This is a genomic window from Cyanobacterium sp. Dongsha4, from assembly GCF_036345015.1.
Taxonomy (GTDB): Bacteria; Cyanobacteriota; Cyanobacteriia; order Cyanobacteriales; family Cyanobacteriaceae; genus PCC-10605.
In genome coordinates this window covers 1,381,463-1,397,103 of record NZ_CP084098.1, presented here as the reverse complement: position 1 = coordinate 1,397,103, position 15,641 = coordinate 1,381,463, and the positions used below count along the sequence as shown (strand labels likewise).

Genomic DNA, 15,641 nt, shown 5'->3' with positions numbered 1-15,641 from the left:
AAATATAGCATCTATTTAACTGAATAAAATCGTTTTGTATCTTTTATTTGGCAAGGTTTACAATTTATGTTCATCCTTAAAATTAATTTAAACTGAGGATGAAATAAGCCTGTTTTTTGTTGCGGTAAAATCTCCGAATTATGATTATACGTATGTGTTTACTGCACTAAATAATTTGATTTTAAAGAGTAAGTAATAAGTAAAAAAGTTAATAAAAGATTACTAGCTATACTGATAGCTTTATCAACTGTGTAATGAACGAAATTCATATTTATTATTAGCTTTTGGAATGAAAATTATGGTTAATGATTCACAAAATAATTTAATTCTTCATGAAGGTTTTGATTACCAAGAAAATGGGGAATTGCCCTTATTTACCATTACGGATAATGATGGTGATGAGGAAACTTTTTTCTATGGCACGTCCAACTTTGACTATTTAGGCATTTTTGATGGTGACGGTGACGGGGGAGCAGACTTCAATGGTAATCCTACCAATGGTTTTAATACTTATACAGGATTTGATGATAACTATTTAGTAGCTTCTGACATTGACGGTTCATCAAGTACGATCGCACCTCCTGCAATTCTTACTTGGTCGAGCTTAAATATCGCTGGACTGTCGAATTTGGTGTTATTGGTCGATATTGCCACTCAAGATACTGATAACGGCCTAGATTTCGATGATTTTGTCAAATTTGAGTATCGAGTCGATGGTGGGTTATGGCAAAATCTTTTAGCTTTTGAAACTGCTGATGACTCTAGTTTTAATCAAACTACATTTTTAGAAGATACCGATTTTGATGGTATTGGCGATGGTGTGGCTTTAACATCTTCCGCTCAAACATTCTCAAAAAATTTCACTACTAATGGCAATACCCTTGATTTAAGGTTACAAATTAGGGTTGAGGCAGGTTTTGAAGACATCGGTATTGATAATGTCCGTTTAGCTTCTTTAATCGGTTCATCTTTAGAGATTAGCGCCACGGATGCAGAAAAAGCAGAGGGAAATACAGGGGTTACAGAATATACTTTTACCGTAAATCGCTCTGGAAATACCAGTGGTGAGGTTTCCGTTGACTATACTGTTTCTGGAGATGTAGATGGTACAGATTTTGGCGGAGTTTTACCTTCTGAAACCATCACTTTTGCTGACGGCGAAACCAGTAAAATTATTACCCTGTCTGTGATAGGAGATACCGATGCTGAATCTGATGAGACTGTAACGGTAACTTTATCTAATGCTACTAATAATGCAACTATTTCGGTTAACTCTGCTAATGGCATGGTAGTTAATGACGATTTTAATTTAGTCAAAATCCATGAAATTCAAGGAGATGGGGAAGTTAGCCCTGTTGTCGGACAACAATTTGCGATCGAAGCCATTGTTACAGGGGATTTTCAAGGTAATGATTTCCTGAGAGGTTTTTATGTTCAGGAAGAAGACACGGATATGGATGATAATCCTTTTACTTCTGAAGGAATTTTCGTTTTTGATAATAACTTTGGTGTCGATGTTAATGTCGGTGATAAAGTTTATATTACTGGAGAAGTAAGCGAGTTTTTCGGTGAAACTCAATTTGAACCTCTTTCTATTCAAATCACAGGCACAGGGGAAATCGCACCGACAGAAGTAATGTTGCCCGTTGCCACGGTGATTAATGCCGATGGTAGATATATTGCTGATTTAGAGGCTTATGAGGGAATGTTAGTGAATTTCCCTGATACTCTAACCATCTCAGAAATGTTCAATTTAGACCGTTTTGGAGAATTTAGAGCCATTCAGGGCGATCGCGCTTTTCAGTTTACTCAAATTAATGAGCCTGATGTTGATAACTTTGATGCTCATTTACAGGATGTAGCTAGTCGTACTATTACCATTGATGACGGCACAACAGTACAAAATCCCAATCCGATTATTTTCCCCGACGGTGATTTAGATACTGCTGACTCTTTCCGTATGGGTGATGCGGTTAACAATTTAACGGGAGTAGTGCGTTTTAGTCGTGGCAGTGGCGGATCTGGTGACGAAACCTTCCGTATTATGCCCACAGAAAATCCAGAATTTGAGCAGGTTAACCCCCGCCCTGAAACTCCTGAAGATGTGGGAGGACGTTTAAAAGTAGCTAGTTTCAACCCATTGAACTTTTTTACGACCATTGATGACGGACAAACAGATACAGCTATAGGGCAAGAACCAAGAGGGGCAGATGATTTAACCCGTTTTGGGGGTAATCCTCCTGCTAGTGACAATCCTAATGCGGAATTTGAGCGTCAATTAGACAAGTTACTCACCACTTTAGTTCAATTAGATGCGGATGTCATCGGTTTACAAGAGTTAGAAAATTATTTTGGTAGTGACTCTGAACCTCCCATTGCTACTTTAGTAAATGCTTTAAATGAGCGTCTTGGGGCGGATATTTACGCCTATGTTGATCCGGGTATGGATTTTCTCGGTACAGATGCGATCGCAGTTGGGGCTATTTATCGACAAGATACCGTCAGAATTGCACCGAATACTACCGTTGCTTATTTAGATGACACTATTGTTGCTCAATTGGGAGATTTGGGCTTAAGTGGTGAACCTCTTTTTACAGGAGAAGCCACCAGTCGAGTACCTCTTGCTGTTACTTTTGAGGAAATCGCCACAGGAGAAACTTTTACCGTTGCCGTTAATCATTTTAAATCGAAGGGAAGTTCGGGCTTAAATGATCCTAATAATCCAAACTTTGACCAATTAGACGGGCAAGGATTTTGGAATTTCCGCCGTACCGAAACTGCGATCGCACTTAATGCTTGGTTAAGAACTAATCCCACAGGTAGTAATGATCAAGACATATTAATTTTGGGTGATTTGAACGCCTACGCCCAAGAAGATCCCATAAAAACCCTAGAAAACAACTATATTAACCTAATACAAGACAAAATAGGGGATTCTGCTTACTCTTACGTCTTTGATGGACAATTAGGCACATTAGATTATGCTTTAGCTTCTCCTCGTTTAGCACAACAAGTTACAGGGGTGACAGAATGGCAGATTAACTCTGATGAAGCAGACGCATTAGACTATAACCTAGATTTTGGCAGAGATGCGGATATTTTTGATGGTAGTGTCCCCTATCGTACTTCTGATCATGATCCTCTGATTGTCGGTTTAAATTTAGATGATAATTTACGGGTTGCTACTTTCAATGCTTCCCTAAATCGTAACAGTGTTGGGGAATTAATCGAGGATTTATCAACTCCTGATGATGCTCAAGCCCAAAAAGTTGCAGAAATAATCCAACGTGCTAACCCTGATATTATCCTATTAAACGAGTTTGACTACGATGCCAACGGCGATGCAATTCTTTTATTCCAAGAAAACTATCTCGGTGTTAGTCAAAATGGGGTTAATCCTGTCGAGTATCCTTATGTTTATTTTGCTCCTTCAAATACGGGTATTGCCTCTGGTTTCGACTTAGATAACAATGGGGTTATAGGTGGTGCAGGAGATGCCTTCGGATTCGGTAACTATGAAGGGCAATACGGTATGGTATTGTTATCCAAATATCCCATTATGGAAGAAGGTGTGCGTACTTTCCAAGAATTTTTATGGAAGGATATGCCCAATAACTTGTTAACCAATGATCCTACCATTGATGACCCCAATACAGAAGTAAATGAAAACCTTAATGGTTATTATTCCCCCGAAGAAATCGAAATTTTAAGGCTATCTTCTAAGAGTCATTGGGATGTACCTGTTAATGTTAACGGTGAAATTGTCCATATTTTAGCGGCTCATCCTACCCCACCTGTTTTTGACGGTACAGAGGATCGTAATGGTAAACGTAATTATGATGAAATTAAATTCTGGTCAGATTATGTTAACCCTAACACTAGCGATTATATTTATGATGATCAAGGTAACACAGGAGGATTGAGTGCAGGAGAGCGTTTTGTTATCGTTGGGGATTATAATGCAGATCCCTTTGATGGTGACAGTTTCCCCGATGTTAATGCTTCAGATGAGGTAAAAGCTAACTATCCCCAAGCCATTAACCAATTATTAAATAATCCCATTATTCAAGGTTCAGCTACCGATGAATCGATTACTCCTATCAGTGAAGGCGGGGTAGATGCTTCTATCCGTCAAAATGGAGCAAATGATAGCCATACAGGTAATCCTGCTTTTGATACGGCGGATTTTGGATTTAACTTTAATGATCCTAACTCGGATATTCCCCCCGGTAACTTAAGAGTTGATTATGTCCTACCTTCTTACAATTTGGAAATAGTTAACGCTGAAGTTTTCTGGAAACCTAGCGATGATCCTTTATTTGATTTAGCAGAATTTCCTACTTCTGATCACCGTTTAGTATATGTGGATCTTAACTCCAATAACAGCGTAATCGCTGAGGACGATACTATTACAACACAAGAGAATAGTCCTGTTAGTATCGATAACTTATTGGATAATGATAGTGATACTGATGGAGATAACCTAGTCATTAAGAGTATTAACTCTAGCAATACTATTGGTCTTGTCACTCTTAACAATGATGGTATAGTGACTTATAATCCTGATGGTAAGTTTGAATCCCTATCCCAAGGAGAAACGGCAACTACTACTTTTGAATATACCGTCACTGATAATCGTGGAGGAGTAGATACTGCCATAGTTACCGTCACCATTGAAGGAGTAAACAATAATCCCATAGCTGTAGATGATGAATTAATTATAGATGAAGATACACCAGATGCGATCCCGAAGGGATCTGCTTCGCAGCACGCACTCTTAATAAATGATACAGACATTGACGGAGATGATTTAACCATTACAGAAGTTACTAACGGCGAAAATGGCACAGTAACAAACAATAATTATGGTACTGTTACTTATACTCCTAATGCTGATTTTAATGGTGAAGATAGCTTTACCTATACCATTAGTGACGGCAATGGTGGCGCTGACACGGCAACAGTTAATGTAACAGTTAATTCTGTTAATGATAATCCCATAGCTGTAGATGATGAATTAACTACAGATGAAGATACACCAGATGCGATCGCACTCTTAACCAATGATACGGACATTGATGGGGATGATTTAACCATTACAGAAATTACTAACGGCGAAAATGGCACAGTAACAAACAATGATGATGGTACTGTTACTTACACTCCTAATGCTGATTTTAATGGCGAAGATAGCTTTACCTATACTATTAGTGACGGCAATGGTGGCGCTGATACGGCAACAGTTAATGTGACAGTTAATCCTGTTAATAATGAAAACATCAACTTTGATGACGAAGACAGAGAATTAAATCTCGGCGATGACAATTATACTATTGCAGGTGGAAATGGAAACAATATCATTATCACAGGAAATGGCAATAATGTTATTAACCTCGGTAATGGAAATAATCAAGTAACCACTGGGGATGGTGATGATAATATTACCACTGGTTCAGGAGGCGATCGCATTAATCCTGCGGGTGGAAATAACATTGTTAATACTGGTGCAGGGAATGACGTTATTATCGGTAGCGGACAAAGTGGCGTTAATAATCAAATTGACGGCGGAGAAGGCTTCGACACGGTTATCTATGATGGTGCATTTAATGAATTTTCCATCACTGTGGAGAATGGTGTTGTCACCGTTGGCACAAATACAGACACATTAAGCAATGTGGAACAACTACAATTCAGCGATCGCACCATTGCTGTAGATGACCTGATTACAGAAAACTTACTTAACACCAGTATTTATCGTTTTCGCACTGGTGAGGGAACTTACATTTATGTAGAGAACGAAGAAAGACAACGTATCTTACAAGGTGGTTTTAACTTCACCGAAGAAGGAGAAGCCTTCAAAGTCGCATTAGAAGACGGAGAAAACTTAGAACCAATTTACCGTTTTCGTAATAGTAACCTTGGAGGAGCATATTTGTATGTAGGAGAAGCAGAGCGTCAAAGCATCAAAGAAAACTATACTAACTTTGTTGAAGAAGGTTTAGCGTTTTATACCTATGGTGCAGATGCCCAAAAAGCTGATGATATTTTCCGCTTCCAAACTCAACTCGGAGGATACATATTTGTAGGAGAAGCAGAACGTCAAAGTATCTTAGATAGTGGTTTCAACTTCACAGAAGAAGGAACTGCTTTTGAGACTTTAGCATAACCTCGATATTACTTCAACTTCAGTTCGGTTTAAGAATATCGAATAAGGGTTCGGAGAGTTCGCTGCGCTCGTACACTCCTTCCAGTCGTGAACGGAGTTCGGAGTTCAGAGTTCAGAGTTCAGAGTTTTTAATTCTTAATTTTTAATTCTTAATTATCAACTATTCACTATTCACTTTTGCCCTTTTCTCTTTTCGCTATCACTCATAGATGAAAATTTATCCCGAAAAAAGTCTCCCCTCCCTCTGTGGGAGAGGGGTTGGGGGTGAGGGCAAAAAATTGTTATCCCCACTTTAACTCAATCCCCCTTAAAAGAAGAATGTCAGATCATAAATCTGATTTTTCTTGTGCGATAATTTCTTGTAGAATGGGCGATAAATCGTTGTTTAATTCCCCCTTGAGGATTAATTCAGCATAGGTATCCGCTTCAATATTCAATAAATTCTCCCGCAGTTTTTTCATAGAAATATCTTTTAATTCAGGGTTTTTCTGTTGTAAATCCACTATTTTTTCTTCAATAGTTGTCCGTTGTCCTTCGATCAATTTCTGTTCATAACTGTAAAATTCGGGATCAATATCTGGGTTTTTATCAGGGGGAATAGATGTTAAATAATCTAAAACTTTGCTTAAAGCAAATCTTCTGGCTAACAATTCGGAATACTCTTGTTTAATAGCTTGATTACCAATTAAATTTAACTTTTCTAAAAATAATTTAGTGGTTAATCCTTGTACTAATAAAGTGAATAAAACTACTCCAAAAACTGTTTCTATCACTTCTTGACGCTCGGATAAAATTGTAGGTACACTAAGGGCGATCGCAATCGATACTGATCCCCTTAATCCTCCCCACCAAAGGATTGTTTGTTCTCTCAAATTAATATCGACTACTGTAATTAAATTACTAATATATGATAAAGCAAAAACAGCAATTAAACGAGTAACAATTAGGGCAATAATCGCCACAAAAATTAAGTCTAAATGAGTAATTAAATCAGTAAAATTAATCTGATCACCTATTAATAAAAAGATAATAGAATTGACTAAAAATGCGAGAAACTCCCAAAACTCAGAAACGATTAAACGAGTACGAGGATTCATGCCAATTCTTGAGCCAAAATTACCTAAAATTAAGCCCACTACCACAACTCCAATTACCCCAGAACCTCCTAATTTTTCTGTTACTAAATAAGCTCCATAAGCAGACACTAATGTTAATGATTGTTCAACTAAGGGTAAATCAAATCTTTGGGTTAAATAAGAAATTCCAAAGCCGATTAATAAACCTATAGCTACTCCAATACCTACAAAAGCACTAAATTGAGTAATGGAATTAGTCAGAGAAAATGTATTTTTTCCGAGAGGAATACCTACCAATAAAACAAAAGCAACAACCGCAACTCCATCGTTTAATAAACTCTCCCCTTCTAACAGAGTTGTTAATTTTTTACTTGCTCCCAATTCCCGAAATAATGCTACCACAGCAACAGGATCACTTGCCGATAAACTTGCCCCCACTAAAAGCGCGATCGCAATTGGCATAGTGGTAAAATAACTCAGAGAAAATGAAACTCCTACCACACAAATAATTACCCCGATAGTAGCTAAAAGAATCACGGGGAGAAAATTCTTTTTTAATTCATCCCATTTAATATTCCAAGCCGCTTCAAAAAGTAGAGGAGGTAAAAATATTTCTAGGATTAATTCAGGGGATAAATCAATTAACCTAATATTTACAAAAGCTAATCCTAAACCAACTATTACTAATAGTAACGTATAGGGAATTTGTCTAAACCAACTGAAAAATCGAGAGATAGTCGCCACAGTTAAAGAAACAGATAAAACAATTAAAAATTGTTGCAAATTTTCTTCTATAGAAATCTCTGCTAAAAAAAATGATAAGCTCATAATTAAACAACTGAATTGATGATTAAAATGCTATTTAAAAAAACTTGAATTATTAAATTTTTAATCTCTTACTAATGATTTTTTATTACGAAAATAGCATTGCTATACCCTATTAGATATAACATAAGATAAAAATTATTTCCATTATCACTTTATAATTAAGGGAAGAATGTCATCAGCAATTTTGGACTATAAAAATATTATTCGCATCATTGGTTTAATCATTTTAGCTATCGCTTTTTCTTGGTTCGGAGAAATACTTAATTTACCCATACCTTATTTACTTATACCCCTGTTTCTTGGGGTGCTAGTGGTAGTCATTGAAAAAAAACCTCAGCCTTTACCTAAACTATTTAGTATTATCGGACAAGCTATTATTGCCATTGTTACAGCCAGTCGCTTTTCTGTGGAAACATTCACCCAAGCACAAGATTTCTTCTTTCCCTTACTATTCTGCATTCTCATTACTGCAACGTTAAGTTTAATCAATGGATACATTATCTATAAATGGGCTAATATTGACTTAGCTACGAGCTTTTTAGGTTGTATTCCGGGGGCAGGACCTAGTTTAGTGGCTATGAGTGAAGATATGGGTGCAGATGCGATCGCAGTTGCTGTGTTACAATATCTAAGAATCTTAATGGTATCAGTGATTATTCCCATCATTGCTAGTTTTTATAGCAATCAAACATCCACCTCGCCAATAATAGTTACTACAAATCAACAGTTATTACCTTCCCTTCCCTTAATCGTTAATATTATTCTAATCAGTATTTTTGTTTTTATTAGTATTAAAATCGGCGAAAAAATTCAACTGCCTTCCAACTTATTTCTTGCACCCTTTTTTTGTGGCTTACTTATCTTTTCCTTTTCTCCTTATGAAATCGACATTCCTAGTTATATCTTTCGAGGAGGATTACTGTTATTAGGACTATCAATCGGTGTTAAATTTGAAGTGGAAACAATCCAAAAACTCTTAAAAGCAGTTCTCATTGAAGTCGGTTTGGTATTATTGCTTATTTTTACCTGTTTTCTTGCAGGTTACGGATTTCACCTCATGACCAAAATTGACACCTTAACAGCCTTATTGGGTTCAACCCCCGGAGGATTAACTGCCATGATGGCAACAGTAATAGAGTTAGGAGGAGATTCAGCTCTAGTACTAACAATGCAAATGATGAGAATGCTATTAATACTTACCCTCAGTCCATTTTTTGCCGCATCCCTGATGAAAAAATCATCGGAAACTACACAAAATTAAACCCGCCATAGAAAGTTAGGCGGGTATCACACATTTGATAATGAAATTGAACTCAAAAATTAATTTCCAGAAAAATCTTACTAAAGGTTGACAATGAACATCTGAAACTGCCCTTGACATCTCACCGTTTCTCAACCCACTTATCAAGAAACTCTTAATTCAGAGAAAGAGCGACATGATAGAAACCATCTATCTACATTTCACAACACTTCGTCTTATCGCTTCCACTTGAATAAGAAATAACTCCATCAAACATAAGTAGATCAAGGAGAATTATGCTCTACAATTTTGAGATCAAGAGAGATCAATCGTGGATCAGAGGGGCGGTACTAGCTCTAATCACTCATTTAAGAAAGGTTGTTAGCCTTTTTTGTACCTAATAATTAGTTTAAATAACCTAAGTTTAAATAGCCAGAAAAAATCTGTTTTTGTAATATTTGTTGATTTTAGTTAATATTTAGCAATGAATCAGAGTTAAGAGTTCGAAGTTATTAATTATCAACTATTTACCTTTGCCCTTTGCCCCTTGCCCTTTGACCTTTTTTCTTTGCCCCTTTTTAATCTATTCACTACTCACTAATTGAAAAATTCCTAAAGGCGATCGATCTTGGTTATGCTAAAAGAATAAGTTATATAAATTATGTAAAGTAGAGTCAGAGAGAGTATAAGAATTTTCTATGTCAACATTAGTTATAGTTGAATCACCTACCAAAGCCAAAACCATCCGTAACTATTTACCAAAAGATTATATTGTAGAAGCGTCCATGGGTCATGTGCGGGATTTGCCTTCTTCTTCTGCGGAAGTTCCAGCCGAGTATAAACAATACCCTTGGAGTCGTTTGGGGGTGAATGTTGAGCAGAATTTTGAGCCTATTTATGTAATTCCTAAAGGGAAGAATAAAGTTGTACAACAGTTGAAAAAGGCTTTAGCCAATGCAGAAGAATTAATCCTTGCTACAGATGAAGACAGAGAAGGGGAAAGTATTAGTTGGCATTTGTTACAGTTATTAAAGCCCAATGTGCCGATAAAAAGAATGGTTTTCCATGAGATTACCAAAGAAGCGATTAACAAGGCTTTATCTAATTGTCGGGATATTGATGAAAATTTGGTTCATGCTCAAGAAACCAGAAGAATTTTAGATCGTTTAGTGGGCTATACTCTCTCTCCTTTACTTTGGAAAAAAATTGCAAGGGGTTTATCGGCTGGTAGAGTGCAATCGGTGGCAGTGCGTTTGTTGGTGCAAAGAGAAAGAGAAAGAAGGGCTTTTGTACAGGCTAAATACTGGGATTTAAAGGCTTTATTATGTCAGGATAAAAGTGATTTTGAGGCAAAATTAATCACCTTAGACGGCAAAAAATTAGCTACTGGGAGCGATTTTGATCCTAAAACAGGGCAGTTAATTAAGAATAAGAAAGTCGTTGTTTTATCAGAGGAAGAAGCCACAGCTTTACAAAAACAGTTGAAAGGTAAAACTTGGCAAGTAACTGATTGTGAGGAAAAACCCACGAAGCGATCGCCTTATCCTCCCTTTACTACTTCTACTTTACAACAGGAGGCGAATCGTAAACTCGGTTTAGGGGCAAAAGATACCATGCGCATTGCTCAAAGTCTCTATGAAAATGGTTATATTACCTACATGAGAACTGACTCGGTACATCTTTCCGAACAGGCGATCGCAGCCGCTCGGAACTGTGTAGAACAAATGTACGGAAAAGAATATTTAAGTCCAAAACCGAAACAGTATAAAACCAAAGCCAAAGGAGCACAGGAAGCCCACGAAGCCATACGCCCTGCAGGAAGTAGCTTTAAACTGCCGAAAGAAACAGGGTTAAGAGACAGAGAATTTGCCCTCTATGACTTAATTTGGAAGCGCACCGTTGCTTGTCAAATGGCTGATGCCCAATTAACCCAGATTGCCGTTAATATTGCCGTCGAAAATGCTGTATTTCGTTCTAGCGGTAAACGCATTGATTTTGCGGGGTTTTTCCGTGCCTATGTAGAGGGTTCAGACGATCCAGAAGCGGCATTAGAAAACCAAGAGGTGATTCTCCCTGATTTAAAAATAGGTGATCGCCCCGATTGTAAAAAATTGGACGTAGTAGGACATGAAACCCAACCTCCAGCCCGTTACACCGAGGCATCCTTAGTTAAAACCCTTGAAAGTGAAAGCGTGGGTCGTCCTAGTACATACGCAAGTATTATTGGCACAATTATCGATCGAGGCTATGCCCAAATTCGTCAAAAAGCCTTAATTCCAACTTTTACCGCTTTTGCTGTCACTGATTTGTTAGAAAAAAATTTCCAAGAATTAGTCGATACTAAATTCACTTCCAAAATGGAGCAAACCCTTGATGATATTGCTTCTGGACAGGAACAATGGCTTCCCTATTTAAAAAACTTTTATCAAGGGGAAAACGGCTTAGAAAATCAAGTTAAAGAAAGAGAAACTGCGATCGATCCTCAATCTGCTAAAGTAATCGATCTAGCAAACCTTGAAGGGGCAACCGTTAAAATAGGCAAATTTGGCCCCTATATCGAATCTCAGGAAGGGGAGGAAATCATTAAGTCATCCTTGCCAGAAGACCTAACTCCTGCCGATTTAGATCCTGAGCAAATCCAAACCCTTTTAAAACAAAAAAAAGAAGGACCTACAGTCTTAGGACACGATCCAGAAACAGACTTTCCCGTCTATCTTTTAATTGGCACTTATGGACCTTATGTACAGCTAGGAGATGAACCCATCGGCAGGGCAAAAAAACCGAAAACCTCGTCTTTTCCTAAAGGGGTACAACTAGAAGATATTAACCTAGAAATGGCTTTAGCTTACTTGCAACTTCCTCGAACTTTAGGAGAACATCCAGAAACAGGTAAACCCATTAAAGCCGCTCTCGGTCGTTATGGACCCTATATTGTGCATGATCAAGGAAAAGATGGTAAAGACTATCGCTCTCTCAAAGAAGATGATGTTTTAACCGTCACTTTGGAAAGAGCCTTGGAAATTTTAGCACAACCTAAATCTACCAGAGGCAAACGAGGCAAAACAAAGACTCCCTTGAGAGAATTGGGTAATCATCCAGAAGATAATGAACCTATTAACATTTATCAAGGTCCTTATGGGGTCTATTTTCAACATGGTAAAACCAACGTTAAATTACCAGAAGGGGAAACGGTAGAAAGTATGTCTTTAGAAAAAGCCTTAGCTTTACTCCAAGAGAAAGAGGGGGGGAAAAAAACCACCACTAAAAGGAAAAAGGCAACTACCGCTAAAAAGACAACTAGAAGGAAAACAACCAAGAAATAAACAGAGTTCGGGGTTCGGGGTTCGGGGTTCGGGGTTCGGGGTTCGGAGTTCTGGATTTTTAATTCTTAATTCTTAATTCTTAATTATTCATCCTTACCTCCTGCCCCTTTTAACTTTGCCCATTGCCTTTTTCTTCTGGGACTAATTCACTGTTAAATTCATTAAAGGTTTTACGTTTTAATTCTACAGATTGCGATCGAGGTAATAAATTGAATACTTTTCTTAATACATCGTCAACGGCTTCAAACTGAATAACACCTTCTTCATCAAATACTTTTTTGCGATTTTCGTCTAAGACAACGGTTTGAGGAATTGCACCACGGTAATAGTAACCCACTTCATCAGGTTGATATTTTTCTTTTACAGGAATACTATCTACAGAAACGGGAATAATACTAGCGGCCTTTCCATAAAACTCTTGTAGGCGAGAGACAATAAAGGCAAATTGTTTAGAATCGCTATTGTCATCAAGGTAGTAAACCAAAATAACGGGAATGTTTCTGTCAAAGGACTGTTTTAAAGTCAGTTTAGGGGGAACAAGAGAACCATTACCGGCATAAACCACAAAAATATTTCCATCGTAACGATCATTATTGATGTCGGCATAGCTAGAGGAGGTATTAGTTAGCCAAATTGAGAAAGAACAAAATAAGATTAAACAGACTTTAATTAAACCAGAAATAAAAGGTGCGATCGACATATATTTATCTAAAATTTGGTTAAGGTAAAAAAATAAAACCTTGTACTAGAATATTGAAACAAATAGTCATTGTCAAAAGAAAAAAGTGAATTCTGATTATAATCGCAAAACCCAATATACAACTATTACAAAGGAATATTTTGCGGATACTCACTATGGCTTATTGAAATTACATCCCTCGGCTTCTGTTATAGAGATTAGAAGGGCATATCGAGAGTTGAGTAAATTTTACCATCCTGATACAACGGATTTGCCCCCAGAAGAAGCAAAACAAAAATTTCAGCGTTTGAATGAGGCTTATGGGGTTCTTGCTAATCCTGAAACCCGTTTAAAATACGATTTACAAATAGGTTATTCTCGTTGGAATGTGATTCAGAGTCCTTATGATTTTTCACGGGCTAATGAGTATGATAGCTCAAAAGCTAGTTATTTAGATCCGAGCGATCGCCCTTTATCTGCAGGAGAATTGTTTGCCTTATTGTTAATGGGTTTAACCATATTCGGATGTATGATATTAGCTTTTTGTCTTGCTTGGTGGAGAACTTCTAATATATAGTGATAAGTGTTTGACCGAGAATTAATAACTTTGGCACTTTTGATCTAAAAATAATGGCACAATTAACACCACAAAGTCCACTGTACAATTTTCCCTTACCTGAAATAGAAGCATGGTTGAAAAAAATGGGGTGTGACCAAAATCCCCAAGAATTGAACTGTTGGTATGTAAAAAAAGGAACTTGGGAGGCAGAAATTACCCTAGATATAGAGGATATTTGTGTCAGTTATTTGAATGCAGGTGCAGATGGTAGTGATATAAAAAGGGCTTTTCCTTACTCTCTTTCTCGTCAAGATATTGAGGATGCTGTTTTTTCTGGCCCATAGCTTGAAACGGCACTCATGCAAAAGTGTTTAATTAACACGCTTCTCTAACACCTCAATAACCTAACACCTCTTTCCGAACTAGACTAAAATAACTGATAAATGAATCAATATATTAAATTTATTAAGTTTTATCCCTATTACTATGAATTCTACCAAAGAAAAAGTACAATCTATGTTGAGAAAATTACCAGATGATTGCACAATTGAAGATATACAGTATCACTTATATGTACTGGGAAAAATTCGTCAAGGCTTACAAATAGCCGATACTCAAGGAGTTTTACAACAAGCAGAAGTAGAAGGGTTGTTAAATAAATGGCTTATCGAGTAGTTTGGTCTCCTAAAGCAGTGGAAGATGTAGAGGCGATCGCAGCTTATATTGCAAGGGATTCACCGTCTTATGCGGCGGCAGTAGTACAAAAAGTAATTGAAATAACCGATGAATTAACCCAAGATGCCACCAGAGGCAGACTAATTCCAGAAATTGAGGAATCAAAAGTAATGGAACAATTTGCTTACAGCTACCGTTTATTGTATCGCATTGAAGGAGAAACAGTAACCGTAGCCGCCCTGATTCACGGCAAAAGACTACTTTACTTGACTGACTAGCCTATTTCAATGGGAAATGAGGAATGAGGAGATTACAAACTCTTCTAAACTAAAATTATCTGACGCTTATCATCCGTTAGTTTTATCAAAAAGCAAGAGGTTACTTTGAATAGTAGATTACTTCTGAAGCAAGAATTATTAGACAGTATTAGTAAAATAGCTCAAACTCTCAATATTAATCCTCAATATCCCATTACTGATACCCTTATTTCCAGAGACGATAGCATCAACATAGAGAAAATAACAGTTAATTTAGAAGCCCTTAATCCTTTTCCTAAACCATTAGTTTATGGCGTAAATTTGTTGGATGGAATTTGGCAATTAAATTATTCAACGGCAAGGGAAATTAGATCGTTAAATAAATTACCTTTAGGTTTAAAATTGAGGCAAGTTTATCAAATAATTGATACTCAAAAAACATCTTTTTTTAACGTGGCTTTTGTGGAACATTCCTCTGGTTTGGTTAAAGGTTATGTAAAAGTTACCGCTACTTTTTCTCCTCAAATTAAAGATGGTGATATGCTTCCCCAAGATACTATTAACGTTAATTTTGATAAGCGTTTTTTAGCTATTCAAAAAATAGTTAATATAAAAACTCCTATTTTTGAACCTGTCAAAGTATTTAACGCTAGAAATCCTCAAGGGCGAATACCTAGTTTAAAAGTCACTTATATTGACGAATCAATGCGTATTGGTAGGGGAGGCGACGGCAGTTTATTTATACTTTCTAAAGTTGACAAAATTGCTGACCTATAATTTTATTTTAGGGGCAAAGAGTAAAGGGCAAGGGGCAAAGGGCAAAGGGCAAAGGGCAAAG

10 protein-coding genes are annotated in these 15,641 nt (G+C 37.0%); 8 read left to right on the top strand and 2 right to left on the bottom strand.

Annotated features, from left to right (window positions below; all coding sequences use genetic code 11):
* The first annotated feature begins 298 nt into the window (after positions 1–298).
* Complete coding sequence (locus tag Dongsha4_RS05855) at positions 299–6,166, top strand: ExeM/NucH family extracellular endonuclease (protein ID WP_330204784.1); 5,868 nt, start codon at positions 299–301, stop codon at positions 6,164–6,166.
* Positions 6,167–6,492: 326 nt separating this feature from the next.
* Here Dongsha4_RS05855 and Dongsha4_RS05850 read toward each other — a convergent pair whose 3' ends face one another.
* Positions 6,493–8,070 (bottom strand): Na+/H+ antiporter, encoded by a 1,578-nt coding sequence (locus Dongsha4_RS05850; protein WP_330204783.1) that lies wholly within the window; start codon positions 8,068–8,070, stop codon positions 6,493–6,495.
* A gap of 169 nt (positions 8,071–8,239) precedes the next feature.
* Here Dongsha4_RS05850 and Dongsha4_RS05845 point away from each other — a divergent pair, with 169 nt between their 5' ends.
* Both Dongsha4_RS05845 and topA read left to right on the top strand, forming a co-directional pair.
* The gene (locus Dongsha4_RS05845; RefSeq protein ID WP_330204782.1) at positions 8,240–9,331 is read left to right on the top strand and encodes an AbrB family transcriptional regulator; all 1,092 of its coding nucleotides are present in this window, start codon (positions 8,240–8,242) and stop codon (positions 9,329–9,331) included.
* 677 nt (positions 9,332–10,008) lie between these two features.
* Entirely contained in the window at positions 10,009–12,633 is a 2,625-nt protein-coding gene (topA, locus tag Dongsha4_RS05840) for a type I DNA topoisomerase (RefSeq protein WP_330204781.1), read from the top strand.
* Positions 12,634–12,742: 109 nt separating this feature from the next.
* On the opposite strand, the gene Dongsha4_RS05835 is transcribed toward topA, so the two are convergent.
* Positions 12,743–13,333 (bottom strand): thylakoid membrane photosystem I accumulation factor, encoded by a 591-nt coding sequence (locus tag Dongsha4_RS05835; protein WP_330204780.1) that lies wholly within the window; start codon positions 13,331–13,333, stop codon positions 12,743–12,745.
* 85 nt (positions 13,334–13,418) lie between these two features.
* Between Dongsha4_RS05835 and Dongsha4_RS05830 the strand changes: the two genes are divergently transcribed.
* From Dongsha4_RS05830 to Dongsha4_RS05810, 5 genes are all read left to right on the top strand, one after another.
* Positions 13,419–13,889 (top strand): J domain-containing protein, encoded by a 471-nt coding sequence (locus Dongsha4_RS05830; protein ID WP_330204779.1) that lies wholly within the window; start codon positions 13,419–13,421, stop codon positions 13,887–13,889.
* A 53-nt stretch (positions 13,890–13,942) separates the two neighbouring features.
* Positions 13,943–14,215, top strand: coding sequence for a DUF3143 domain-containing protein (locus tag Dongsha4_RS05825; protein WP_330204778.1), 273 nt, complete (start codon positions 13,943–13,945; stop codon positions 14,213–14,215).
* Positions 14,216–14,357: 142 nt separating this feature from the next.
* Entirely contained in the window at positions 14,358–14,546 is a 189-nt protein-coding gene (locus Dongsha4_RS05820) for a hypothetical protein (protein ID WP_015219598.1), read from the top strand.
* Positions 14,531–14,824, top strand: coding sequence for a type II toxin-antitoxin system RelE/ParE family toxin (locus Dongsha4_RS05815; RefSeq protein WP_330204777.1), 294 nt, complete (start codon positions 14,531–14,533; stop codon positions 14,822–14,824). The genes Dongsha4_RS05820 and Dongsha4_RS05815 overlap by 16 nt, the downstream gene beginning before the upstream one ends.
* A 105-nt stretch (positions 14,825–14,929) precedes the next feature.
* Positions 14,930–15,580 (top strand): PAP/fibrillin family protein, encoded by a 651-nt coding sequence (locus tag Dongsha4_RS05810; protein ID WP_330204776.1) that lies wholly within the window; start codon positions 14,930–14,932, stop codon positions 15,578–15,580.
* The last annotated feature ends 61 nt before the right edge of the window (positions 15,581–15,641 follow it).